25 protein-coding genes are annotated in these 24,886 nt (G+C 50.9%); 12 read left to right on the top strand and 13 right to left on the bottom strand.

The window, feature by feature from the left end; translation table 11 throughout:
* Nucleotides 1–21: 21 nt before the first annotated feature.
* Complete coding sequence (locus SBG41_RS01030; protein WP_317895687.1) at nucleotides 22–2,232, bottom strand: hypothetical protein; 2,211 nt, start codon at nucleotides 2,230–2,232, stop codon at nucleotides 22–24.
* Between the two features lie 445 nt (nucleotides 2,233–2,677).
* Between SBG41_RS01030 and SBG41_RS01025 the strand changes: the two genes are divergently transcribed.
* Nucleotides 2,678–3,055, top strand: coding sequence for a PaREP1 family protein (locus SBG41_RS01025; RefSeq protein WP_317895686.1), 378 nt, complete (start codon nucleotides 2,678–2,680; stop codon nucleotides 3,053–3,055).
* Between the two features lies 1 nt (nucleotide 3,056).
* Here SBG41_RS01025 and SBG41_RS01020 read toward each other — a convergent pair whose 3' ends face one another.
* The 3 genes from SBG41_RS01020 to SBG41_RS01010 all read right to left on the bottom strand — a co-directional run bounded on the left by SBG41_RS01020 (nucleotide 3,057) and on the right by SBG41_RS01010 (nucleotide 5,009).
* A complete protein-coding gene (locus tag SBG41_RS01020; protein ID WP_317895685.1) occupies nucleotides 3,057–3,791 on the bottom strand; it encodes a hypothetical protein in 735 nt (244 codons plus the stop codon).
* A gap of 247 nt (nucleotides 3,792–4,038) precedes the next feature.
* Entirely contained in the window at nucleotides 4,039–4,521 is a 483-nt protein-coding gene (locus tag SBG41_RS01015) for a DUF2795 domain-containing protein (protein WP_317895684.1), read from the bottom strand.
* A 263-nt stretch (nucleotides 4,522–4,784) separates the two neighbouring features.
* A complete protein-coding gene (locus SBG41_RS01010; protein WP_317895683.1) occupies nucleotides 4,785–5,009 on the bottom strand; it encodes a hypothetical protein in 225 nt (74 codons plus the stop codon).
* A gap of 325 nt (nucleotides 5,010–5,334) precedes the next feature.
* Between SBG41_RS01010 and SBG41_RS01005 the strand changes: the two genes are divergently transcribed.
* The gene (locus SBG41_RS01005; protein ID WP_317895682.1) at nucleotides 5,335–6,837 is read left to right on the top strand and encodes a hypothetical protein; all 1,503 of its coding nucleotides are present in this window, start codon (nucleotides 5,335–5,337) and stop codon (nucleotides 6,835–6,837) included.
* A gap of 67 nt (nucleotides 6,838–6,904) precedes the next feature.
* Here SBG41_RS01005 and SBG41_RS01000 read toward each other — a convergent pair whose 3' ends face one another.
* Both SBG41_RS01000 and SBG41_RS00995 read right to left on the bottom strand, forming a co-directional pair.
* Entirely contained in the window at nucleotides 6,905–7,978 is a 1,074-nt protein-coding gene (locus SBG41_RS01000; protein WP_317895681.1) for a M42 family metallopeptidase, read from the bottom strand.
* Nucleotides 7,979–7,987: 9 nt separating this feature from the next.
* Entirely contained in the window at nucleotides 7,988–8,122 is a 135-nt protein-coding gene (locus SBG41_RS00995; RefSeq protein WP_317895680.1) for a hypothetical protein, read from the bottom strand.
* Between the two features lie 34 nt (nucleotides 8,123–8,156).
* Here SBG41_RS00995 and SBG41_RS00990 point away from each other — a divergent pair, with 34 nt between their 5' ends.
* Nucleotides 8,157–8,381 carry a hypothetical protein gene (locus SBG41_RS00990; RefSeq protein WP_317895679.1) on the top strand — a complete coding sequence of 75 codons (225 nt, stop codon included), beginning with the start codon at nucleotides 8,157–8,159 and terminating at the stop codon, nucleotides 8,379–8,381.
* A gap of 171 nt (nucleotides 8,382–8,552) precedes the next feature.
* The gene (locus SBG41_RS00985) at nucleotides 8,553–9,086 is read left to right on the top strand and encodes a hypothetical protein (protein ID WP_317895678.1); all 534 of its coding nucleotides are present in this window, start codon (nucleotides 8,553–8,555) and stop codon (nucleotides 9,084–9,086) included.
* On the opposite strand, the gene SBG41_RS00980 is transcribed toward SBG41_RS00985, so the two are convergent.
* On the bottom strand, nucleotides 9,016–10,077 hold the full coding sequence (locus SBG41_RS00980; RefSeq protein ID WP_317895677.1) for an AAA family ATPase: 1,062 nt from the start codon (nucleotides 10,075–10,077) through the stop codon (nucleotides 9,016–9,018). The two genes, SBG41_RS00985 and SBG41_RS00980, sit on opposite strands and share 71 nt — an antisense overlap.
* A 127-nt stretch (nucleotides 10,078–10,204) precedes the next feature.
* Here SBG41_RS00980 and SBG41_RS00975 point away from each other — a divergent pair, with 127 nt between their 5' ends.
* Both SBG41_RS00975 and SBG41_RS00970 read left to right on the top strand, forming a co-directional pair.
* Nucleotides 10,205–11,557: a M20 family metallopeptidase gene (locus SBG41_RS00975; RefSeq protein ID WP_317895676.1), complete on the top strand. Its 1,353-nt coding sequence runs from the start codon at nucleotides 10,205–10,207 to the stop codon at nucleotides 11,555–11,557.
* 105 nt (nucleotides 11,558–11,662) lie between these two features.
* Complete coding sequence (locus tag SBG41_RS00970) at nucleotides 11,663–13,420, top strand: alpha/beta hydrolase family protein (protein ID WP_317895675.1); 1,758 nt, start codon at nucleotides 11,663–11,665, stop codon at nucleotides 13,418–13,420.
* A 110-nt stretch (nucleotides 13,421–13,530) separates the two neighbouring features.
* Here SBG41_RS00970 and SBG41_RS00965 read toward each other — a convergent pair whose 3' ends face one another.
* On the bottom strand, nucleotides 13,531–14,637 hold the full coding sequence (locus SBG41_RS00965; protein WP_317895674.1) for a hypothetical protein: 1,107 nt from the start codon (nucleotides 14,635–14,637) through the stop codon (nucleotides 13,531–13,533).
* A 130-nt stretch (nucleotides 14,638–14,767) separates the two neighbouring features.
* Nucleotides 14,768–15,040, bottom strand: coding sequence for a hypothetical protein (locus SBG41_RS00960; RefSeq protein ID WP_317895673.1), 273 nt, complete (start codon nucleotides 15,038–15,040; stop codon nucleotides 14,768–14,770).
* A gap of 226 nt (nucleotides 15,041–15,266) precedes the next feature.
* On the opposite strand from SBG41_RS00960, the gene SBG41_RS00955 reads away from it, so the two are divergent.
* From SBG41_RS00955 to SBG41_RS00940, 4 genes are read left to right on the top strand one after another with little or no spacing between them, the layout of a single operon-like run.
* Nucleotides 15,267–15,557: a 4Fe-4S dicluster domain-containing protein gene (locus tag SBG41_RS00955; protein WP_317895672.1), complete on the top strand. Its 291-nt coding sequence runs from the start codon at nucleotides 15,267–15,269 to the stop codon at nucleotides 15,555–15,557.
* A 22-nt stretch (nucleotides 15,558–15,579) separates the two neighbouring features.
* A complete protein-coding gene (locus SBG41_RS00950) occupies nucleotides 15,580–16,725 on the top strand; it encodes a 2-oxoacid:acceptor oxidoreductase subunit alpha (RefSeq protein ID WP_317895671.1) in 1,146 nt (381 codons plus the stop codon).
* Nucleotides 16,722–17,609, top strand: a complete 888-nt coding sequence (locus SBG41_RS00945) for a thiamine pyrophosphate-dependent enzyme (RefSeq protein WP_317895670.1) — start codon at nucleotides 16,722–16,724, stop codon at nucleotides 17,607–17,609. The genes SBG41_RS00950 and SBG41_RS00945 overlap by 4 nt, the downstream gene beginning before the upstream one ends.
* A complete protein-coding gene (locus SBG41_RS00940; protein WP_317895669.1) occupies nucleotides 17,606–18,172 on the top strand; it encodes a 2-oxoacid:acceptor oxidoreductase family protein in 567 nt (188 codons plus the stop codon). Before SBG41_RS00945 ends, SBG41_RS00940 begins: the two co-directional genes overlap by 4 nt.
* Before the next feature lie 200 nt (nucleotides 18,173–18,372).
* Here the strand turns inward: SBG41_RS00940 and SBG41_RS00935 are convergent, their stop codons facing one another.
* Nucleotides 18,373–19,545 (bottom strand): hypothetical protein, encoded by a 1,173-nt coding sequence (locus tag SBG41_RS00935; protein WP_317895668.1) that lies wholly within the window; start codon nucleotides 19,543–19,545, stop codon nucleotides 18,373–18,375.
* Nucleotides 19,546–19,760: 215 nt separating this feature from the next.
* Between SBG41_RS00935 and SBG41_RS00930 the strand changes: the two genes are divergently transcribed.
* Nucleotides 19,761–20,558: a hypothetical protein gene (locus tag SBG41_RS00930; protein WP_317895667.1), complete on the top strand. Its 798-nt coding sequence runs from the start codon at nucleotides 19,761–19,763 to the stop codon at nucleotides 20,556–20,558.
* 80 nt (nucleotides 20,559–20,638) lie between these two features.
* Here SBG41_RS00930 and SBG41_RS00925 read toward each other — a convergent pair whose 3' ends face one another.
* Nucleotides 20,639–21,676: a hypothetical protein gene (locus SBG41_RS00925; protein WP_317895666.1), complete on the bottom strand. Its 1,038-nt coding sequence runs from the start codon at nucleotides 21,674–21,676 to the stop codon at nucleotides 20,639–20,641.
* A 310-nt stretch (nucleotides 21,677–21,986) separates the two neighbouring features.
* Between SBG41_RS00925 and SBG41_RS00920 the strand changes: the two genes are divergently transcribed.
* The gene (locus SBG41_RS00920; RefSeq protein WP_317895665.1) at nucleotides 21,987–23,243 is read left to right on the top strand and encodes an ATP-binding protein; all 1,257 of its coding nucleotides are present in this window, start codon (nucleotides 21,987–21,989) and stop codon (nucleotides 23,241–23,243) included.
* 161 nt (nucleotides 23,244–23,404) lie between these two features.
* On the opposite strand, the gene SBG41_RS00915 is transcribed toward SBG41_RS00920, so the two are convergent.
* Together SBG41_RS00915 and SBG41_RS00910 are read right to left on the bottom strand one after the other, a co-directional pair.
* Nucleotides 23,405–23,797 (bottom strand): DUF6054 family protein, encoded by a 393-nt coding sequence (locus tag SBG41_RS00915; RefSeq protein WP_317895664.1) that lies wholly within the window; start codon nucleotides 23,795–23,797, stop codon nucleotides 23,405–23,407.
* 105 nt (nucleotides 23,798–23,902) lie between these two features.
* Nucleotides 23,903–24,796 (bottom strand): hypothetical protein, encoded by an 894-nt coding sequence (locus tag SBG41_RS00910; RefSeq protein ID WP_317895663.1) that lies wholly within the window; start codon nucleotides 24,794–24,796, stop codon nucleotides 23,903–23,905.
* Between the last annotated feature and the right edge of the window lie 90 nt (nucleotides 24,797–24,886).

Below are 24,886 nucleotides of genomic sequence, written 5' to 3'. Positions count from 1 at the left end.
TATTTTATTCTTAGTTTTAGCTTAAGATGACGATATGCTTGGGACATAAAGGCTTGCCTCCGCACTTAATGTATTGAAATTAAGATTACTTGTATAGCCCTCTAATATTGCTAGCTCGCTCTGTATATTAGTGGTTATGGTTATGCCATCATTTTGCCAGGAGTTATGGGGAACAATGTTGCAATCTAATATAATTCCTAGATTATAATGCTGCTCAGTTATTCCGCTACTCCAGGTAGCTTCTGCTTCATCCTCTAGTAAGCTTATTTGGGATCCCCATGCGCTTAATGTGTCAGATTTGTAAAAGGTACTTGGAGTACCAATTATTATGGAGATGACTCCAAAAGCGGTTGCAACTCCCCCGCTTAAGAAGATACTTGCCGCCCCAAGCATCCACGATATGGTGGAAGTAAGACTATATGTTGTTCCGTAACTAATGCTGCCTTTACCAACTACATTAGCTGTGGCCGTCGGTGGAGCTAGTTGTGTGTTCGTCGTTTTTGTATCGATTTTTACATCCTCGCTATTAATATATACTTTGAGCGGGCCATACTCTAATGAATCAAATACAGGGTTTAGAACACTTACAAGAAGGTACCCAAGAGGCCCTATATCATTTTCCATATTAATTGCTGGCCGCGTGACTCTCACATAGGTCTCAATATCGGCCACAAGCACTGTGGACAGACTATTGTGAAATGCGTAGTAGAGCTTTGTAATAGGGTTAAATACTACGTTCTGGTAGTTGCTGGCATCGTTTGTATCATATGAGGCAACAGCTTTATAAAGATACGGCTGGGTCTCAAAATGTCTTGCTCTTCTAAGAGCAGATAGTATTGCACCATGGTCTATGAACCACGGCCCCTCATTTGAATCTATATATACGTCCAACAGAAGTGGTCGTCCTTCTCGTAGCGCATTTATGATTTTATCGTTTATTGATGACGTAGATAAGCTGCAGGTATAAACTTGGCGCCATGCACCTCTATAATAGGCTTGGTAGGTGTACCCATCGCATATTTGAAGTCCATCTATATTTATTGATATATATGCTTTATTGTTTACGATTTTACTGCTATATATAGTTAGTGTAAAACTTGCTGTACCTTCAAGGAATGCTAATGGTGTACGAAGTAGAAAAGTATTGTGATGTTGAGGAATAATGCGTAATGGCGGATTAATGGATTCGTATGAGCTAGTATCTATTCCTGCTAGGTATAGTTCCCAGCTATAGACAAGATTATTCTCTGAGTTATCTCCTATGTATGAACGCACTACTGGTACAGCTTTTATTACTATATCTGGTTGAGCGCTACTAGTAATAGTAACTGAGTATGTTATCTTGCTCCATGTGTTTATATAATTGCCCGGTTCCTCAGGTACCGTATGAACAACTGTGCCTAGAGAAAGTGTTGAGTGAGCTTCAACTACATAGTCGTCATCATATATTTTCGCTCCATTAAGTTCTATTATTATATGTAGGGGACTAGTTTTATTAGCTGTTATAACTAGATATACTTCGTATCTAGTGGTATGTGGAGGTATACGGAAACTGTCACTTCCGCTCCAATATGTACTTGTAATTTTAACTCCTTTATCGTGTTCTATGTTCCCTAGATAAGTTTCTTCATGATTAAAAACTCCAGCCTCCCAAGGAACTACATCCCATATAAAGTATTCGTTATTAGATAAGCCGGTATCCAACGACTCTATACTTATACTATTTTCACTATTCTCTATTGTTTCATATTTTTTAATATTATTATCTATTATTTTAATTAATTTTGCTTTCTCAGGTATAGCGCTTATTAATTTCTTCCAATTAATTGTATACTCTTCGATAATGTTTTTAGCATCTCCATTTATATTTCCTTGATATATTTTGACTACTTCTCTATCTATATCTGAAAAGGCAGGCAGCGCTGGCGTATGTTTTCTTGTTAAAAATATGTCGTATCCGTTGGCTCTATAAATGGCTATGACGTTCTTATTCAAAATGATGTTTCTTATTAATGAAGAATTAGTTTTATTATTATTACAAGGTAATAGAACTAGAGCCTTTGTGCTATCTAGGTATGTTTTTACCATCTTTCTCTTTAGATATATTGGTTTTATTAATTCTTTTTTATTTTCTTTTAAAATTTTAAAAATATTATTAATTTCACTTTTATTAAGTTTTGTTATTGGTTTTCCATTATAAAGAAGAGTTAAAAGTATTGAACCAGAACTCATATACCCTCTCGGTAAAGAGTATATAGGTAATTGTATGAGGCGATTGCCATACACTAGATAGGCATTAACGTCGCTTGGTTTTAAACCAATTGGCGATAGATCTATGATAACCGGTTCACATAGCTTAAGTCCTGCTCCTTCGTAGCTGGCATCTGCTATACTGGTAGCAATTGGAGGTACAAGTAATTCTATCATAAGTATTGTTAAAATTGTTATAATAATTTCAGTTTTCAGTATTCTTCACCGAAGAAGTATTTCAAGATAATTATATATATATATATTGGCATTTTCTATTTAAAGAAAAACTATATATGAGACTACACCTTCATACCTTTGCTTAGCATTATTAATTAAAATGTCATATATCAAAACAATAAACAATATTAAAGGTATTAAGCGGCAGGCGAATAGAAATTCCTTTCCCAGGTAGGATCCGGGGGGTCACATGCCTTATCGAATAAACTATTTGCAGGAGGCGAAAGAGTTGCTTGAAAGGGGTGACGCTGTCCAGGCCTCCGAGAAGCTCTACAAGGTTGCAGAGGAGGCGGTAAAGGCGATGGCATCTGCACTTGGGCTTCCCGAGGCCAAGGAGGCCAATGAGAGAGGGAGATGGACTCTACGGCTACTTGAGGGTGCTGCTGCGCGGCTCGCCGAGACAATTGATAAAAGAATATATGATGACTGGGATCACGCGTGCTTCCTGCACGTCGAAGACTTCCACGAGGCACGGCTAGGCGTGGAGCGGGTTAGGCGCCGCCTCCGCTACGTAGAGGAGCTACTAAGTATTGCTAGGAGGGTTCTCGGAGAGAAACAGCGCTCCTAGTCTACAAGTGTATTATCTCGAGGCATGCCTCCTCCCTGTTCTCCATCGTCACGTGTCTATATACTCTTCCAGGGTCTCCTCTCCTCGGCTCATAGACGGCGTTGTCTATCCAGATATCGACTCTTGTCTGTAACTGTTTAGCCGTGTGCCTCGCAACGAGTTTCCCGTCGATATAGTATTTTGCTTCTCCGTGCTTCCACTCGATTCTATAGTTATGGGGCTTTGTTAGGTCGAGGTCCTGCATGGCTGGCCTCGTAGAGGTTATCCGGATAGGCACTAATGGCATGCCTAGCCTTGTCAGCGCGGCAACTAGGCGGAAGTAGAGCCTCTCCCAGCGATCCCGGTGATCAAGCCTTATGGGCGTGAACACGTTCCCGGTCTGGGCGAAGAATCCGCGGAGAAGATAGGGCCCCGGAGTATTCAGGTATATGAACCAGACAGGGTAGCTCATGTCGATCCTCATGCTGTAGTTCCAGAAGCCCCAACCAGCACTCCCATAGTGGAGCCTCGTCAGCCTCGCATTGACCTCTAGGACGCCGCTACTGTGGGGCAGCTTGTCGAAGCCCCCATCGCTTATCTCAGCATTAGAGTAGTAGAGGGCCTCTGTGGGCCCCATGCACAGCCTCATAACGTGGTCGCTGAACTCTATCCGGGCTACGCCGTTGCGCCGAAGCCTCCAACCACTAGCCTCAACCTCCTCTCCGTAAACAATACCGTTCCCGCGCCGCGTCTGCACACTCTCCCGTTCCTCCGCCAGCGCTGCCGAGGCCCCTAAGGGGTAATAGCATGTGCAGAGAGAAAGCTATGAGCAGCTAAAACAATAGCGTCCAGGCACTACTAGCTAAGGCCCTAGCTATAAATAACGATTGCCAGTCCAGAAACAATACCAAGAACATGGAGATCGGAGGAGCTGCAAGAATCGAGAACTAAGTATGGATGAGAGGAAAAAGCCAAGTATAGAGGCGAACTATGATTCACCTAGTTTAGGTTGCTTGTACTTCGCCTCTCTCTTCGAGCTTCCTTATCGCTTCTGCCAGTTCGTGTAGTAGCTCAGCAGGGCTGGCAAAGCTCTCCTTCTCAACCTCGTCGAGGATCTTCTCAATGTCCAGGCCGTGCCACTTGAGCCCGGCCAGCCTCTCCTTGAGCTGCTCCTTGGTTACTGGGAAGCTTAGACCCTTGATTCTCTTAAGTACCTCGGCCGCCCAGTTGATACCTCTCCTACCGGTTACTCTTGGTAGCTCGCCTCTCTCCTCTAGCTTCCTAATAGCCTCAGCGAGAGACTTGAGCAGCTCCGCCGGGCTAGCGAAGCTCTCCTTGTCTACTTCGTCTAGTATCCTAGTGGCCGGTATGCCGTGGTAGTAGAAGTCCTTGAGCCTCTCCTTGAGCTGCTCCTTAGTGATCGGGAACTCGAGGCCCTTGATCCTCTTTAGAACCTCTGCTGCCCAGTTAATCCCCCTCCTCGCCATCGTGCCTCACCCCTCTCTCTTCTCACGCCTCCTCCGTGTTCAATATTTTATTAAAAGATAGTGCCTTTTACTTAAACATTTCCGGCCTCGCTCATATGGGAAAGACTTATACGAAAAACATCATGTCTATATCTAATACTAGTAGCTTTGCTGCTAAAAGGTAACCAGTAAGGATAAGCACTAGCTTAACCTGTGCACCCAGCATCTTATTTCAAAACCATAATTATAGTTAATTGCATGCATTAGGGCGAACCAATTGCTTCCTAGAACTCGGTTACAAGCAACCCCCTACGTGAAAGCATCAAAGCAATCCTTCTCGCAACGCTCCTAGCCTTAACCCTCACCACGATAACGTCACCAGCCTCCTCAACCTCAACTCCCTCAAATCTGCTCACGAGGCCTAGTGCCTCCCGCTTAGCAGGTATAACATAGTATCCTCTAGGATCACGTCTTGAAAGAATATCATTAATAACATTGCTGGCTTTCATAGCGTACTACCAAGACAGTTTAAAATGCGGAGTAGGGCCTAATACTGGTTTATTTTTCAATTCTCATTTTCAAGCTGTTTATCGAGTGTTCCTCTAAATTTTATAAAATCTTTGGTAGATGCCATCTACACCGAGGTTTTTATGTTACTATTATATTAATATAGCTTGAAAGGTGAAGCCTGTTGAAAATAAAAAAGTTATAGCTATAGCCGTATTGCTCTCTGCAATTTCCTTAAGCTATGTCATATATAGTGCCGTAGGTTCTGTAGAGACTTCGTCATACACTAGTGTGATTTTTGGCGGCTCTGCGATAAGGTATTATAAGATGCTTAACGGTGTACAGGATTTTGACATAAGGCTTTCAGTATCTAGTATAAGGCATGCAGCCTCAGTATCAGTAAGCATTTATGGATGGGCTCCGAACGGGTCTATAGTTAAGCTAGGCAGGTACGAGCTTAGACCCAGTAGTAATAGCAATGTATTCGCAGCCCGCCTTGACAGCGGGAACATTACCGATTATTACAGATCATGGATCAGATGGGCTCAGCGAAAAGGCGTCGATACAAATACCGTTTTTCCTCCACTGATAATCCTTGGCACAGTAATAGAAACGGGCAAAGGCGTATATGGATTTGTAAAAAGTGTTACAGTTAGTGCAGAGAAAATAGTGCAAGGCTACTCGGCCGACCTAAGCATTAGCTATAAGCCTAGCAAGCCTGCTATTACGTGGAGCGAGTATAACGCTATACTTGGTGCAAAGTCTCTCTCAGAATTTCCAAGGGAAAGAATACCTAGAGATTCGCTAAGCTACTGGGAGCTGGAAGGCTACAAAACATACTATGATAAACCGCTTCCCCTTGTCGCTGTATATTTGCATGGCCCCGACCTGTATACCATCAACGACGTTGATCTCTCAGTAGGATTAATGGCAGACGCCTCAACAGATATAAAGGTAACCTTTAGCATGAGTGCACTCGAATTCAAAAAAGATCAAACATCTGTAACGCCCCTAGGATACGAGATTCCAGGTCCTTCCTTCGAGCTGGGTGGCACAAAAACGTGGTTGCAGGTTATGCTTAGGGCTGATTCAACAAGTAATCCCGTACTAGGGCCGGATGGAGGATGCTATTTGACGAGTATCGGTCCGCAGTGCTACAGGGTTGTTCTTAATGGGAAGGCCAGTATTGAGTGGAAAAGTATGAAGGAGACAACTCCCTATTTAGTATCTATAGGTTTAAACGGTGATATAGCAGTTGCGACGTATAGGCTCTACACTACCCTCATTGATTGCTCAAGCGGTACGTGTATCGTAAAACCAGTTGCTACGAACACATATATGAACACTACCATGGTGCGACCTGTACTAGTTGATAATGATGGCGGAGCCATTTATGGCTGGGCAGAACTTAGCCCAGAACCATACAGTAATAGTCATAGCGTTGCCTGGCCGGCAGTCCATAGCATCTTTATGTATTGGGATCACGTGGATTACGGTTGGCTCGATAAAGCCTTCATGGAATCATCGTATTCGTATATGAAGAAAATATCAACTATATCAATACTCTCAGCGGGTGTCAGCCTACCTATTAATAGCATTATTGATTCAAATCTTATTGGCGTAGGTGTTAGCCTAACCAAGCAAGGGGAGACGATGTCGGCCGTATCAATGATTGTTGGCCTTGACACCAACCAAGTAGGTGACAGCTCATGCGAGCTATGGCCATGGCTGTATAAGTCAAATGTTGACTACTATCTCAATGGTGGCTACTATCCAATAGGTATAATGTATGCGGACGTCTATGTATACGACACAACAGCATGTAGATAATCCAAGGTCTTAATCCAATGCCAAAATAAAGTGGAAGAACTAGGCCTACTCTGGTAATTTTTATTTCCTAGTTTATTATATTTTTATTTATCCTCGTTGAGGCTTTTTCGAGCAGCTTGGCGGTGTTGAGCGCGTCTCTTAGGTCTAGTAGCTCTACTGGGCTGTGGATGTACCTTGTCGGTATCGATATTGTGCCTGCTGGTACGCCCTCGGCTGTGAAGGCTATTGCTGCTGCATCCGTTGTTCCGCCGGGTAGTAGCTCTAGCTGGTAGGGTATGCCCTCCTGCTTTGCAGTCTCAACGAGTATCTTGAATATCTTGGGGTGCGCTATGAGGCCACCCGCGTTCCTGCCGTCAGCAACCTTTATGGCGGGCCCCTTGCCTAGCTCGACAACTCTGTCTTGTACAGCTACGCCGGGCACGTCGTTCGCGGTTGTCACGTCTAGGGCTATGGCCGCGTCGGGTCTCAGGGCGAACGCGGCTACTCTTGCACCCTTTAGCCCTACTTCCTCCTGCACAGTGGCAACGGCGTAGATTGTTTGCTCGGCGGGATCTATGTGCTTGAAAGCCCATATCATGGCTGCGAGGCCTACTCGGTCGTCGAACGCCTTCCCGGTTACCCTCGTCTCTGTGAGTCTCACAGCCTCTCTATCGAGGTCGGCGGGGAGCCCGATCCTTACTCCAAGCTTCTCAGCTTCTTCTCTACTAGATACGCCTATGTCTACGAAGAGCTTGCTGAGCGGAATCACTTGTTTCTGCTCCTCCGGCGAGAGGAGGTGGGGTGGCTTCATCCCCACGACGCCGTAGATAATCCTTCCGTCGTCGAGCCTTATGCGGAGACGCTGTGCTGGTACAACTAGGTCGCTCCACCCACCTACGGGGGCTAGGTAGAGGAAGCCCTTCTCATCTATGGCGCGTACGAGGAACCCTATCTCATCCATGTGGGCTGCCCACATGACCTTCGTGTCGCCGCCTCGCTTCACAGCTATAACGTTACCCCACTTGTCAACCCTTACCTCGTCTGCCGCGCTCCTCAGCTCGTCCATTACGATACCGCGTATCTCGTCCTCGAACCCCGATACACCGAAGGCGTCTGAGAGCTTCTTGAGCAGTGACCAAAACTCGTCAATCTCTCCCGCCATGCTATTCTCTCACCTCCTTGGGGCCGCGTCTTCCTCGAATAATACTGTGTGGTTTTGCTCGCCGATAAGCTGCTTGACGGGCTTGTAGGGCGCCTCTACGTCTCCTCTCGGCCCCCGGGGAGGGTTAGGCTTATTACCGACCACCTAGTTTAACACGTGTTAAAGCTAGGTGGCGTTGATGCGTATAACGCGTACAGCAAAGATAGGCGAAAAAGTTGATATGAAAGGAGCAGCAGGGCTAGTCCTCTTCACAGTACTACTCATATGGGTGCTCAGGGCATACGATGAGCTAGAATCCCTGCACCCAGAGGCGTCACCTGGCTTCGAGGCACTGAAGATCGCGTCCATACTGGTATACCTCGTAGGAACACTGCTCCTCATAAAGCACATTAGGAAGGACTAGAGGGCCGCCACCAGGGGCGCCCTCACGCGTCGCGGAAGCACACCGTGGAGGCCAAGGCGCTAAACGACAAGGTCTTTTTCCTAGGAGCGGGGTTGCATCCCTCCCTCTCTGTGCCGTTTTCCTTACCTCCTCCCGGTAAGAAGAATACAGTATACGTGGTGCCTGGTAGTAGTGGAGAGCAGCCAGTGCCTAGCCGCAATGGCGGGCGAGCTCATAGAGTGCCCCGCCTTGGTGCCCCATTCGCTCAGCTCGGCCGGGAGGGCGTTAAGCAGCCTAGGTGACGCTTACTGTGCTTACTCCTGGCTCCGCTTGGGCCTAGAGGCGGCGATCCAGTACGCCTACTATGTGCTCCAGGGCGTTGGCTGGGAGGAGGCGCTACAGCGGATAGCTAGGCGGAGCAAGGGGGCTGCAAGCTTTACTGCAACCATGATAAAGATGCTCCGCGGCGTACACGGGTCCCGGCGCCGGTGGATTCTTCGCGTCTACCTAGGTCTCGGAGAGTGGCTCCACCCTAGTATCAGTGTCCACCGCGTAGGAGGGAGGATTATCCTCGACGAGGAGCTGGTGAGAGAGGTTCTCGACGCTATTAGCTATGTCTGCTGCCTCACTGGTAGCTGTGTCAGCCTAGATACTGCTAGGAGTTGTGGGCTCGAGAAGACCCGCCGACTCCTCCTGCGCCACGCCTCCTCCGGGAAAGAAGGCTGAGAACCTCCTCGGGCTTCAGCTTCAGCGCTGCTCTCGCGTACACGGGGTCAGTTATGACGTACTCCCCCATCCTCTTCTTCATAATTATTAGCCTTCTCTCTAGGTGGAGAACCGCTTTCCGGAACCCGTTGTTCGATATAGGCTTTCCCTCGAGTTCTTCTAGTGCCTGCTTAGCGGCCTTCCAGTAATCATATCCCTTCGCTATGACGTGGAGGAGGAGCTGCGACCTAGGCGCCAGCCTCCTTATCTCTTCCAGCGCCTCGTCTACTGCTAGCCGGTAAGCCGTCTCCGGGCTAGCGCCCTCCGCTACGAGTCTGCCGAAGAAGACCAGCCAGCCGGGAATAGCGCCGAAGAAGTCCACTGCCTTCTCGATAACAGTGTCGGGCAGGCTCACCCCGAGCTCTCTCAGCCCGTCGCGGAGAAGCTCCGTGGCAGCATCGCGGGGCAGCGGCCCCAGCCTCACCTCGTAGAAGTGTGTTGTGCGGAGAGCCCGGCCAGGCTTATCTACGCCCAGGTAGTCCATGAGCAGGCCTGGCGCAGAGCTGACCAGGACCAGGTGTACGCCGCCGCCCTCGTAGACCACGGCCTTAGCGATCTCTTCTAGGAGGCGTAGCCCGCTCCTACTCATCTCGTGGGCCTCGTCAACGACCAGTAGGAAGCGCTTACCACGGCGCCGTCTAGCCATCTCCACGACGCGTTCAAAGAGCGACGAGTCGCTGCCGCCAACCCCGCTGTCCTCGACGAGGCCTTTTTCTAGGAGAGCATTGGCGAGGTCTGTCCACCTCCTAGCAGTACTGCCGTCAACGAAGACGTGGTCGTCGCCCCGCTCGCCTAGGAACACCTTCACGAGGGAAGTCTTCCCTATCCTCCTAATACCGCTAACTAGTACGAGGGGACCAGCACCCCTATCTATGAGGCTCAGCTGCCAAAGCTCCCGATCCCTCCCATAAAGTTCCTCCCTCTTGGTCTTGGGGGCAGGGTCTAGGAGCAAGCCTCACACACTCTTCCAGACAAGAGGGGTTGCGGAGCAAGAGGTGGGCCTATGGCCCCACCCGCCTCTTACCCTTATAGTTCTAGCTTGGCCTCCTTATTAGAGCCTAGTAAGGAATGGGTTGTGGATGCGTTACGCCAAGTATATAAGAGAGGGCTGTGCCAAGGATGGTACACAGTATTATTCTCCCTTAAGAGCACAGCTACTACACGGCGAGCTGCTCGGAGGTGCTCCCTGTTTGCCTAATTCTGCCCGGCTCGTGGACGAGCTCTTTAACTGGGGCGTGGAGGTTCTCAAGGAGCTTATAAGCGTGCCCACTGTTAACCCGCCTGGAGAAAACTATGGCGAGTTCGTCGCGACGGCCTCGAGGCTTCTCAGCGAGGCCGGCTTCGAGGACATAGAGATACACCGCGTTCCCCGCGAGGTCGTCGAGAAACACTATTCCGGTCTCGGGAAGTATCCCCGCTACATACTGATAGCAAGGAAGGGGAGTGGCTACCCAGTCCTCCACTTCAACGGCCACTACGACGTAGTGCCCCCGGGGCAGGGTTGGAGACACGACCCCTTCGACCCGGTGATCGAGGGAGGCAAGCTCTATGGCCGCGGAGCAGTAGACATGAAGGGCGGGATAGCGGCGGCGATCCTCGCTGCACGGGCCTTCTTCACCGCCAACCCGGGCTTCAAGGGCACGTTCGAGATAGCCCTCGTGCCTGACGAGGAGATAGGCGGCGAGACTGGTACCGGCTACCTTGTCGAGAAAGAACTGTCCAGCCCGGACTACGTCGTGATAGCCGAGCCCAGCGGCTCCGGCACGGTCTGGATAGGGCATAGGGGCGCTTACTGGTTCTACGTAGAGGTCTACGGTAAGCAGGCACACGGATCCAGCCCATGGCTCGGCGTGAACGCCTTCGAGTACATGGTCAGGGTCGCACACGACTTCATGACCGAGTACCGCGAGCTACTCTCCAGGAAGAAGAGCCGCTACGAGTACGACGACCCCCGGGGAGCGAGCCCCACGATAACGCTCGGCGGAGAGGTGAAGGGGAGCACGAAGATAAACATCCTGCCGGGCTACTATGCCTTCTCTGTTGACCGTCGACTCATAGTAGAGGAGAGCATCGAGGAAGTCGAGGAAGAAGTAAATAGGTTCATACAGAGGCTTAGGGAGAGGTATCCCGAGGTCCGCATAGAGGCTAAGCCGGTCAACAAGCTGCCTCCAGCGATAACCCCGAAGGAGTCGAAGCTAGTAGTGCTCGCAAAGGAGGCTGTAAGGGAGGTAACCGGCGCGGAGCCTAGGCTCACAGTCTGCCTAGGAGGCCTAGACATGAGGTACTACACCGAGAAGGGCATAGAGACAATAACTTATGGCCCAGGGCCTAGCGGGGTCGCCCACCAGGTAGACGAGTACGTTGAGCTAGAAGAGCTGCGGAAGGTAGCCAAGGCGTACGCCGCGCTCGCAGAGAAGCTTCTCGCCAAGTAGCTTCTCAGCTCCTTTTCCCTCAAGGCCCTGTACACTGCTTGGCCACAGCTATATGGTAAACTCCTTATAGTTGAACACAGTCTTAGCTAACCCGGTGTACTGTTTTTGCACAAGTATGCAAAATTACTGGATGAGATAATAGGTCTCGTAAGCATAGAGCAGTATGGCGTAAGCGGTGTTCTCCACGGTGATCGCCTCCTAGTCTCAGCGCTGCGGGAAGGCAGTGCTAACGCCTACGCGTTTGACGGCGAGAACCTCGTGAAGCTGAACAAGAAGCCTATCAACGGCGTCCTAGAGGCAAAGTATGGCTCACGGTACGCAGTATTCATAAGGGATGTTGGTGCTGGCCGCGAGCTGTACAAGCTCTACCGGGTAGATCCCGACAATCCTGGTGCCGAGGAGGAGGTTCCAGGAGTAGAGCCTGCACGCATACTGGGAGGAGCATACGACGACGAGAGGATAGTATACACGGCCGCCACTATGGCGGAGATAGCGCTCTTCGAGGCCCGCGGAGGCGGCGTAGAGAAGATAACAAGCATGCCCGGCATGGGCTTCGTGACCGACCTGAGGTACCCACTCGCAGTGGGAGTACTCATACCAATACAGGAGCCCAAGTACAAGCTCTTCATAGCTAACCTGGAGGAGAAGAGTCTCAAGATATACGAGTCGCCGCTCGGCAGCATAGGCGCTGTAAGGATAAGCCCTAGCGGGGAAATAGTGTTCAGCGTCACGGGTGCCAGGGAGGCGCAGCTAATGAGGCTCAACGCCTCCAGCATGGAGGCCGAGAAGCTCAGGCTACCGCACAGCGACCTCGACGAGTACCACCCTGTCTCCTTCAACTATATCGGCTACACGCCGAGCGGCAGCCTCATAGCCGTCGCTAGGAAGAATGGTAGGAGCGAGATATTCGTAGATGGTAAGCGCGTAGAGGCTCCTAAGGGGATGCACGGGGCAGCCTACATCTGGAAAGGGATGATTGTTACGACGCATACCAGTCTCTCAACACCCCCGAGGATCATAGGGCTCGGAGAGGAGGGTGTCAAGGAGCTTCTACGCGGCAGTGCGCCGAGCTACGTATACGAGGCGCTCAGTGGCTCCGAGTTCGTCCTCGTAGACTCCGTTGACGGGGAAAAGGTGCCAACCTTTATACTCCGGAGCCGCCGGGCAAGCGAGCCCGGTCCAACAGTGGTGCTTGTCCACGGCGGCCCGTTCTCCGAGGACGCTGATATGTGGCACACGTTTGCAGCAGCGCTGGCACTGGCTGGCTTCCACGTAGTTATGCCAAATTATCGCGGGAGTACAGGGTATGGCGAAGAGTGGAGAATGAAGATACTCGGAGACCCCTGTGGCAAGGAGCTAGAGGACATAGTGTCTGCGGCCAAGTGGGCGAAGGAGAGCGGCCTCGCTAGCCGCGTCTACATAATGGGGTATAGCTATGGCGGCTACATGACCCTCTGCGCCCTGACAAGGAAACCCGGAGTCTTTGTCGCCGGAGTCGCGGGGGCAAGTGTGGCTGACTGGGAGCAAATGTACGAGCTAAGCGACGCAGCCTTCAAGGGCTTCATAGAGTACTTGTTCGCTGGGCGCAAAGACCTCTGGAGAGAAAGGAGCCCAATAAGCCACGTGGACAACATGAAGGAGCCGCTGATGATTATTCATCCACAAAACGATACCAGGACGCCGCTAAAGCCCATGCTGCGCTTCATGGACGAGGCCGCTGCGAAGGGCAAGACGTTCGAAGCCTACATAGCGCCCGACATGGGGCACGTGGTGAACACCGTGGAGGATGCTTTGAAGATACTGTGGCCAGCAATATACTATCTCGCAAGAATGGAGGACAAGCTGGGCAAACAAAGGGCGTGACAGACTCGTGCCTGGAGACACGTATTTGAGGTTGCCGGGCTTCCCCGGGCATAGCCCTCCTTAAGCAAAAACTTGGCTATTTTCTCCGCCCTAGACGGTGTATCGCTGCACTAGGCCTTCGTTAGCTCTACTATTTGCCAGTCGAATGTCTCTCCCTTGTCGGTTACGGCGTAGCTGTGCTGCAACACCCACGTGTTCGGCAGCAGCTCTATGAGCGTTATCTCTGCCTTTTTCATGTCTGTTGAAACATCGTTCTTGTTCTCAATGTTTATCTTGTAGGCGTTGTACGTTGTCCCGCTCACTTCTACGCTGGTTTTCTGTGTCGAGACCACGGTCCAGCCATGGTTCTCGGCAATGACTGCTCCCTCGGAAAGCTCTACCTCAATATTAGCTGTGAAGGCTATGGGTGCTAGTATCGCGTTTATGAAGCCTAGCAGCTGTTGTCCAACCATTTGCGCTGTCTGACCCGTTAGTGGTGGTTGGCCTGGTAGCTCTACCCTTGTAACTGTTTCCATGTCGTTGTCCAGGTAGATGGTCATAATGTTTTGTTCGCCGTTGTTAACATTAGTCACGTTGAGCACCACCTTGAAGCCATTACTCGTCTCGCTCACGGTGTACTCTAGGTATATTTCATCAACCTCGCTGCCATTGGTATGCCTATAGTATACTTTCGCATGGCTCAGATTGGTTGCTAGGTCTCGGAACGAGTTGAAGATCAGTGTCTCGGCCTTAGCTGATTCCTGGGGAGTAGTTGTTGTGGATGTCGTCGTTGATGTCGTTGTGGTGGTTGTCTGGCTGGTCTGTGTACTTGTTTCCTGCGCTGTAGTACTCGTTGGCTGAGACGTTGTTGTGGTCGTACTTGTCGTGCTCGTGGTTGCCTCGGTGCTTGTTTCTGGTGCGGTACTCGTTGCTGACGTGGCTGTTGTCTGTGCCTGGGACGTAGTTGTTACAGTACTTGTTGCCTCTGTCGACGTGGTTGTTGCTGTAGAAGGCTGTGACGATGTGGCTTCGCTGGTAGTGCTTACTGCACTGCTTGTAGGCGTTTGCGATGCATGTGTAGGCTGAGTTGTTGGTATGGGTGTTGTTGCTGGACTCGTCTCGGGGAGAGAGCTACTTGTTGTCGCCGGGGCCCCCTGCTTCGTTGACATATAGTATGCTGCTCCGCCAGCAACTGCTAGGGCGATTACGGCTACGATTATTCCTATTCCGATTTGCACTATTATTGCACATCCAAAACCTTGTATACAGTTAGATGTGTGCCTTTTATCCACATAAATACTTTCCGGGAAACCAATGATATGATTCGGAACCCTCTCTTTACACCATATATCTGCTTCGAGCAGAAATCTAGAACGGCTTCCGAGGAGGTACTCTTCTCTCATCAATTCTCCTACAATGCTTCCCAACTACGCGTTTAATGATTGGGATAAGCTCCAGATTCTCTTTCATCCAGGGCTCATAAACGCTAAGCACACAGTCATCGCCATATACGTGAACGGTTGCAACTACTCGCCTGTTCTTCATCACCAGCATGCTGGAAGCGTGTCTCGACACGTAGAAGCCCCTTCTCTGTAGATCTCTCTGAAGCCGAGAAGCGACTCGTACAGCAGGGCTCGCCACGCTACCCTTGCCCCTCCTCCCATCCAGGGGATAATCCTGTCATGCGAGGCTTCTTGGAGGAAAGGCTTGCTACGTTGGGCTGTATGCTGTGTGGAAGGTTTTAATCTTTCCACTTGTCGTAGGTTTTACGTGAGGAACGTACCGTAGTTCGCGGAGCTAGGCGTCGCCCATAGCGAATAACCATGCTTGGTACAACCATATGGGTGTTGTGGATGGTGGTGTGTTAGTGTCTTCGAAACGCGCGTTTGATATAATTATTCTCGCCGATAGGTGCAAGGAGTGCGGCCTCTGCATACATGTTTGCCCCAAAAAGATCCTCGTGACCGGGGACAAGCAGAACAAGAAGGGCTACAGGGTCACAACCGTCACTAAGCCCTCTCTGTGCATAGGCTGCCGGCTCTGCGAGTTCAGCTGCCCCGACTTCGTTCTAAGAATAGAGCCATCCAGCGACGGCGTAGCCAAGGCCCTAATGGTTTGGGGCGATGGCCAAGTAGAAGTCATAACTGATCAGAGTTAGGTCTTCTTGGAGGTGGTTCTTCATGGCTAGGCGAGAGTTCCTAACCGGTAACGAGGCGATGGCCGAGGCAGCTATAGCCGCCGGGCTCAAGGTCTTCATCGGCTACCCGATTACTCCTGCAAGCGACCTCTTCGAGTACCTCGCCGAGAAGCTGCCCGAGCACGGAGGCATAGTCTTCCAGGGAGAAGACGAAATAGCCTCAATAAACGCGCTCGTCGGCGCAGTCTACGCCGGAGCCAAGGCAATGACCGCTACCAGCGGCCCCGGCTTCAGCCTCATGGCTGAGAGCCTCGGCCTAGCAGCAATGGTTGAGGCGCCAATAGTCATAGTCTACAATATGAGGACTGGGCCGAGCACCGGCATCGCGACCGGGACGGGTCAGGGAGACGTAATGCAGTCAAGGTGGGCCAGCCACGGCCACTACATGGACGTGGTCTATGCTCCTTGGAGCGTCCAGGAAGCGTACAACCTGGTAATAAAGGCGTTTGACACCGCGTGGAGGCTGAGAGTACCCACAATAGTCCTCGGTGACACCATTCTCGCCCATACGAGGGAGCTAGTGGTAGCGTATGAGCCGGGAGAAGTAAAGGTCGCTGACCGCAAGCCGCCCAGAGAGCCGCCGGGCCAGTTCAAGCCATTCAAGCCCGACCCCGACGACCTCGTACCACCCATGGCGTTCTACGGCGAGGGCTACGCGGTCCTCGTTGAGAGCCTTGCGCACGACGAGAGAGGCTACTACACCACCAACCCGAAGGTCTACGAGGCCCTAGTGCGCCGCCTAGAGGAGAAAGTCATGAAGAATAAGCACCTCGTAGCCCAGTCGGATAGCCGTATGGCAGAGGACGCGGAGACACTCATAGTCGCGTTCGGGACCCTCGCGCGCTCAGCGCTGGCGCTCGTCAAGGATCTCCGCAAGCAGGGCAAGAAGGTGGGGCTCTGGAGGCCGGTATCAATATGGCCTCTCGACGAGGAGGGCCTCGTCAAGGCCGCGGAGAAGGCGTCCCGGGTAATAGTGGCTGAGATGAACCTCGGCCAGCTCTACCGCGAAGTAGCGCGCATACTGGCCCCGCTCGGCAAGAAGGTGGAACTAGTCCCAGTCCTTTCCCCCGAGCTCCCAGGCCCAGATGAGCTCCTAGACTACTTTGAGAAGGCAGGTGTAAGGATATGACCATCCAAGTCCCCAAGACAGCTCTAAGCCATAGGGTAGAGGATCTGCTCCGCACCGAGAGGCTTCCCCACGTATGGTGCCCTGGGTGCGGCATAGGCATAGTGCTCCAAGCGTTCCTCCGAGCAGTCAAGGATCTCGAAGCAAAGGGCGTGATCAATAGGAACCAGCTCGTATTCGTGACCGGTATCGGGTGCACTGGCAGGGCCTCGGGCTATGTGCGCCTAGACGGGGCTCACACGCCCCACGGCAGGCCAATAGCCTACGCCTACGGCGTCAAGCTCGGAAACCCCAAGCTAGTGCCAGTAGTCTTCAGCGGCGACGGAGACCTAGCCGGTATCGGTGGCAACCACTTGCTGCACGCTGCTCGCAGGAACTTCGACCTACTAGTAATAATGGTGAACAACCTCAACTATGCGCTGACCGGCGGCCAGCTAGCCCCAACGACGCCGCGAGGAGTATACAGCACCACGACCCCGAAGGGTAACCCTGAGCGCCCACTGGACGCCGCGAGGCTCGTGGCAGCACTCGGAGCAAACTATGTCGCCAGGTGGAGCATACACTACCCAGTCCACATAGAGGAGTCGATAAAGAAGGCGCTCCCCAGGAGAGGCTTCAGATTCATAGAGGTATTGTCGATCTGCCCTGAGATATTCGGCCGCCACATAGGGTTCCGCACCCCCGCCGAGCTCTATGAGCGTCTACGCAAGATATCGAAGGTGAGGAAGCCGAAGAGCCTCGAGGACATCAAGTACGACTGGGACGAGGAAATAACCCTAGGCGTGTTCGTCGACAAGGACGAGCCCGGATACATGGAGTCTCTTTGCGAGCGCTACAACTACTCTTGGTGCGACGAACTACCCGAGAAGAGGTGGGCCCGGAAATGACCCTCGAGATAATCATAGCGGGGCGTGGAGGCCAAGGAATACTCCTCACAGGCTACCTGCTAGGCAAGGCGCTCGTCAAGAAGGGCTACTATGTGGTCAACAGCGAGATGTATAGCGCCGAGACGCGCGGAGGCTTCTCCCGCAGCGACCTCATAGTATTCCCCAGCGAGGCGGAAATGGACATAATAAAGGTGAGAAAAGCAGACATAGCAATATTCATGTACCGCGACCAAATGATTAGCTATGCTGACTACGTGAAGCCAGACGCCCAGCTAGTAATCCTGGACTCCACGTTCATAGACAAGCCGGCCAAGCCCTGGCCAAAGGTCTTAATGGTGCCGTTCACGAGGCTAGCAGAGGAGAAAGTCGGGACATACCGAGTCGCAAACGTGTTCATGATAGGAGTATTCAGCTACGTAACCGGCCTAATAGACCCCGATACGATGAAGGAGATAATAAAGACAAGCGTAAGGCCGAAATGGGTAGAACTAAACCTCAAAGCATTCGACGCAGGCTACGAGTACGCCAAGGAGAACCTCGAAAGGCTCGAAATAAAGCTCTAGCAAGGGGGCACAAGCTCTTACAACCCCTAAGGCGTTTTTCTCCCCCTCCTCCCACAATACCTCTCTAATAGCTCCCTTCCTGCAATTTGCAATCCTTGCTCTGCGGGGCTATAGCAGGAGGAGGCCTGGGAGAAGAATAGCGTGCTCGAAGTCCCTTCCCCGTTCCCGCCCCCGGGGGTTCCTAGGCGTATTAGGCTCCCTTATAGGAGGACTATCATTGATAATATTGCCAGCGCTATTGCTGTTGGAGTGAATAGTGGTGTCGCGTAGAGTATTGCTGCGAGCAGGGGGCCTATTATGGCTCCTAGCTGTTTCACGGCCCCGTATATGGGGCCCATCCTGGCATAGGCTGCGTCAACGTAGTAGTTGGCGAGGATGGTGTCTACTATGTTGTAGACTATGGATGAGAAGGCTGCGTAGATCGCTATGTCTGTGACGCTTCTCAGCGAGTAGAAGAAGAGCGCTAAGCCTAGTCCCCGGAGCAGGGAGAGTGCTCCAGCTATTCTTGGCTCAGTCTTCTGCGTAGCAGCTATGGGTGCGAGCGCCAGCGCGGTTGCTAGTGCTGCTAGGCCATAGCCCTGCCACAGTACTGAGAGCGTAACAGTGTCTCTCAGGTTCACAGGGAGCACGGCGAAGATGTACTCCCCGACGGCGGTCGCCAGCATAGCGCCCAGGGAGACCCTCCACGGACTAAGATACCTAGGCATTCTCTCCCTTATCCTACTATAAGCTATCTCCATCAGCCTCGGAGTACCTATGTACGATAACACGGATATGGCCCTGCTATACGCACGGACACATGTAACGTGGCGGTTTAGCCGATAGTAGCGCCTCTCGAAGTCAAGCACTGCTGGTGGCGCAAACAAGTAGTAGGCTAAGAGCACCGCGCTACTCACAACCAGCAGCTCCCACGGAGTAAAAGAAACCAGTCCACGACCCATAGCGAATAACGTGGCGCCCGCGAACAAGAGCCCAATAATCCTCTCAACAACGTCTATCCTCACCCAGTACTCGTAGTCAACATACTCCATAGAAGTAAGGCCAAGCGAGACACTAAGCGCGGCAGAAGACACAGAGTGGAGAAGGAACGCTATAGCAGAGCCCGTGAACCCGCCAACAAGGAACCACGAAGCAGTACCAGCACCCATAGAGGCAAACGCTATGAAGGCAAGCAACTTGTTATGAGCAGCAGCGGAGAGGGGCAGGAACAGCCTATTAGCTAGGAAGAACACAAGGCTCCAAAGCATAGCAAGCAGGCCAAGCACTAGGCCAGAAGCACCACTAGTGAAAACGATATAAGTGTAAAGCACAACGCCAAGGAGCTGCAGCAGCGCCTGCCCAACAGAGCCCAGCAAAACCCAGCTGCTAACCACTTCTGAATCACCGCCCAGCCAAGGACGTTATCGTTTAGTTCCTTTCCCGGATATTGGCCAGCACTGTCAAGGATATGGCTTGTTTTCAATAAAAGCCTTAAGCGCCATATCGATATATTAACATCTGTATCATATCGTTATAGAACTTTGTATCGGAAAATATAGAGGCGCACTTCGGCAATAAATGGTACCTAGAAAAGAAGGCTTGACCTACTATGCACATATCTAAAACACGGTATACACTGCTTATCGTGATTGTTATCACGCTTGCAGGGATTTTGGTGTATAGCTATGACGATATAATGAAGAGTATAGATCTTTCACGAAAATCTCCGCTAGTGGCACCAACGACTCTCAAGACGATAACGATGACACAACAACGGGCTCCTCTTCCATCAGTACCGGCCGAGCTTCGCGAAGAAGTAGTTAATGTAATCATGAGTGATGCAAAGCTCAAGAAAATATTCGGCTCAAAGAAGCCCAATATTAGTGGAATACTCCCACTAATGGATAGGGAAGGCAACTTAGCCGGCGGATGCGCTATTGTGAGCTTCTCTTCTCCTTCATGGCTAGAAATTAACGAAGTGTTTGACGGGAAGCACTTGCAGTACATAGGGTGGGTCAAACAGCTCACTATATGTGTAAATACTAGCTCAATGAAAATAGTAGATGCACGGCCATCGCTAAGCACTAGAAATGTGCCAAAGGAGCTGCCGAACTCTATAAGCCCCGAGACAAAAAAGCTCGTAGAGAGAATACTAAGTACTGCAAAGAACTTCTTAGGCAAACAATACGGCTTGGGTGAGGACGACGTTGACCTCATATTCTATGGAGCATTTAATAATATTGCGGTAGTAGTTGCCGCTCCCAAGGCAGGAGGCAAGTTAATCAATACTGAAATACTAATGAAGATAGATGTAAAGAACATGAAAGTAACTGAAGCATACGCATATACTCCGAAAAGGGTATCTGTTGTTCCTAATCATACAAATACTACGGCAAAGAGTAGATAGTATGAAAACTATAATGAGAACGTTGAGCACTGGGTTGGCACTAATTTAGTAAACCAGGAAATCAGCTACGCCATTCCCTGTTACTTTATTGCTGGTAGTGTTGCGAGCGCGGAGGCTGCTAGGACGAGGAGGTATAGTGACTCGCTCGTGTCTAATAGGTTCTCGTGTACTAGGCTCCTCTTGGTTAGCCAGAGCATTGCTGCTAGTGTCGCCAACGTGTAGGCGGTGAAGGCATCCACGGGGAGGCTCTTGGCGAGGGGTAGGTAGACGAGCGGGTAGACGAGCAGCACGGAGGTACTTGTGGCGGCTACTAGGCCCCCGGCAGCCTCTTTAGCCATGCCTCTCTTCGCCGCCAGTAGGGCGAGCACGGCTTCTGGTGCGCTGCTCGCCACGCCGACGGCTAGGGCGGCTTCGCCTATATGCTCGATGTGGAGGCTGTGTATCATCTCCTCTATGCTGCCTGCTAGCGCCTCCGCCGAGAGAATCATGCCAAGGATACCGGCGAGGAGCGCGACTAGCCAGCCCCTTGGGGGAGCACGTTTGCCGTAGCCGAGGCCGCTCCTCACGGCCGAGGAGATGTAGTAAAACCAGTAAATGAGCTGGGCCAAGAGGATTGCGAACGGCTCTCGGATAGAGGCGCCGGGCTTGCCGAGACTAGCCTCTATGACCGCGAACCCTGCTAGGAGGCCGAGAGAGGCAACAGACACCCTCATCAAGGGGACCTCGAGCCTCAGAGTAGACTCCTCAACCCCTACACCCCTAGCGAGTAGCCCCACGGCGCCGAGCACCACGAAGTTGAACAGGGCGCTGACGAGCACGGAGAGAAGAGCAATCTCGGCGAGCCACGTGTTGCCGGCGGAGAGGCCGCGAAGCCCCAGCGCGAGGGCAGAGAAGAGCTCAGGCAGCACGGCGACAGAGTTCACGAGCACGCTTGAAGCGTAGGGAGACAAGCCGAAACGTGCACCAAGGCCCTCAATACCATAGACAGTTAGCTCGCCAAACACGGCGACGAGGAGCAGTGCAGCACTCATAGAAGCCAGTGGAGCACCGAGAACGACGCCCGCAATGTATGCAGCCAGGCCGACCGCAACAAGCCCAGCAACAACACTGGTCCTCAAACCCGTATCGCCACCTCCAAGAAGGAACCAAGACCATCTATCTATACCCTGCTAATTAACATAGCGCAGAAAATCCCGGCAACAAGCAACGAGAAGGTACGTGGATGACGAGAAACCGCGGAGCCGAAGCAACGCGAAAAACAGTATGTGGACAAAGGGGCTGCTGGCCGACACTAATAACCTCTTACTAGCGTTAAGGTATTAAAATCATTTATATCTTTAGTAGACTAATATCAACAAAATTCTTAGCATCCAAGTAGGCACATATTTCACTACGTTTTACTGCTGTACTAGGGGATAGGGACTAGCTATGTGCAGCTTTCTCTTTGTTGGCAGACATGCAGAGCTGACGAGGCTTCTCAACGAGCTAGTACCAATAGAGGAAATAGCTTATGGAACGAGATCTATCCCAGTAATGGTAGGCCCAAGTGGTATTGGTAAGACCAGTCTTGCAAGGAAGTTGCAAGAAGAGATAGTCCGGCGAAAGATAGTTCCATTATATCTCGGAGTAATTAAGCCTCCCTCGACAAGCAAGGATTTAATTGACATCTTTCAAAAATCTGTGCCTAATACACTAGGAAGAGCACTTAGGGAACTAATAGTGTCAATTATTAAAGGTATCTTTGATAAAGCACTTGGTCCTAACTGGGATAAAAGGGCTCCCTTACTTTCAACTATATTCAGAAAAGTTAGTAGCTCTGATCCCTTGGACTTTATATCAGACGTAATAATCAATATAGCGAGTAATGTGAAAGAGAAAGGTTATAGAGGAGTTATTTTGATCATAGACGAAGCACAAAACTTGATAAAAGGGCTTAATATTGATAATCTTTGGAGCTTTATTAAGCTTCTTGCAGAACTTCAGGAAAATCCTCCGGAAGACTCGTATGTTCAGACCTTGCTTGTTACAAGTGATTATATGTTCCAGCAGAAAATGTTGCAAAACGCGCCCAGCTTAGACTACATAGACACGTTTTATTTAGGTGAAATGACTAGGCGTGATGCTAGTGCTCTCTATAATAAGTTGTGTCTCCGAGCAAGTAAGTCTCAAGATACTATTTTAGATGTTGTAGGCGGGCATCCTGAACTAATTAGAGAGATTTGTAGACGAACGTCAAGATATATTTGTAGGAATGTTAAGAAAATTGAGCAATTTATACTAGTCGAACTAGAAGAGATAAAAGAAAAAGATAAAAAACTTTATGAAAAAACTATCTCAGTTCTTGAAGCTATCGCTAGAAAAGGATACGTTGGAATCAGCGAGATAGTGGGCGTTAAAAACGTTATCGATTCCCTTGTAGAAAAGAATATTCTTCAATATGCTTGCCGAGAATATGTCGGAATTATTAAGTGGAACAAAGAGTGTACCTCAAATGAAACAATATATGATGCTTGTGGTGGCGGTGGTTTCTGTGGTGGGCTTGATATAGTTGCTCCAAGTAATAGGGCGGCCCTGATAGGCCTTTACGAGGCTATAGTGCCCGAGAATAGAAAGAAATATTTAAGTATTCTAAATAATGAATTAAAATCAATTGTATTAGGCTATACATCGATATGTCAACAATAATGTTAGCCATTAAACATTTTCATATAAAATGATAATTCCTATTGATAGTGTTGGTATCTCTATCTTATGTCCTTAGGCTTTTGTTAGAGTTTATGTTCATTTGAAGTAAAAATAATCAAAAGAATCCTAGTGTAACTAGTGTAAGTTTATGAATATCTCTTCTAGCTGAGAAGATCAGCTTTCTCCCTTGAGAGGCGGCTAACTTCGGCTACGATCTCGTAGTCTGTGCTGAGCCTTTTCGCAAGCTCCTTTACTATCATCCTTGCATAGTCCTTTGACGAGCCTAGGTCGAAGAAGTCTAGGAAGCTCTCCCGTGAACCAGTGGCCACAACTGTTACTTCTACGTGGCTGCCTCGGTCAACGACTATTGTTGTAGCTGCTAACGAGTTGCCAGCCCTTATGAAGTACTTTTCCCCTACCGTTACGGCCGTACGGGGCTCTGTACCCAGTACGCGCAAATAGATCCCAGAAGCGTAGTCTATTGTCTCAAGTGCTTCCACTGCTTGGTGGAAGGGTGCGTGGATAACGGCTTTAACTCCATGAGCTAGGGGCACTTGTGCCACGCTCCCCGGAGGCCTACTGTGATACCTAGTGTTTCTGCGGGCAGGGATAAAGAAGGAACGCGCCAAGACATGGCTCTGTGCACGCGTAGAGAGCTGTTACTCCTCCTGTTCCCTCGGCCCAATTGCTCCCTGAGGCGATATCTGGGACTCCACTACGAAAGGTTCACGGTCTAGGAGCTGTACTAGCATCTTTGCCGCAGGCCTAACCTCTACCTCGTCGCTCGCAACCGCTACCAGTACTTGCTGGTAAGGATCTATCCCTGCCCCGAGCACTGCTTCCTCGCGCAAGAGCAGCTGGCGAGCCTTCGCCAGCGGCGCTGGGAGCAACGTGTCCCAGGGGGACTCGGCTGAGAGGAAGGGCCGCAGCCTCTCCTCCCAGCCCTCTCTGGCCGTGTACGATATGAGTGCAGCTATTGCTGCTGCCACTTGCCTATACCGGTCAATAGTTATCATCACGGTTTCCTCGCTGCTAGGAATAAACGCTTCAACCACGTACACCCTCCACGAAGGGCTCGTCGTCAACCACGTATAGAGTGGCGGGTTCTCGCTCCCCGCAGCAACGCCACCATACATCGCAGCCGCGACGAGGGGCGCCTGCGGCACCCCAGCCACCTCCGCTACGACGGTGTTGAGAACCCTCGCGAGATCCATTGGGGCAGGCTCAACACCGAGGAGCTTGGTAATCGCAGCAGCGACGCCAGCCACAGCGGAGGCCACTGGGCTCACAGGCGGCTCCGCCTGCTCGAGCCTTATGCGGAGCACAGCCTCTTCTCCCAGGTCTTCGAGGAGCCTAGTAGCAGCCGTTACAGCAGCCTTGGCGACAGCGCCAGAGGCTCCGACTACCTCAGCTCTTATTCCCTCTTCGCGGAGCAGCTCAACGGTGATACGTGACTCTGTGCGTGAAAGTGCGACGCCTAGTGAGCCAGCTGCTAGGCCGGGTAGGGAGACAACTGTGGGAGACTCGACCGTGACGCTCCGGATAGAAGCCAAGACATAGACACCTCGGCGCAGAACACGTAGGAGTAAAACCGGGTCGGAGGGTACAGAGTCATCCACTCCTATTATAGCCCTTGTATGGGA

This window comes from Pyrofollis japonicus, from assembly GCF_033097485.1.
Classification (GTDB): domain Archaea; phylum Thermoproteota; class Thermoprotei_A; order Sulfolobales; family Pyrodictiaceae; genus Pyrofollis; species Pyrofollis japonicus.
This window is presented reverse-complemented; position numbering and strand designations above follow the sequence as displayed.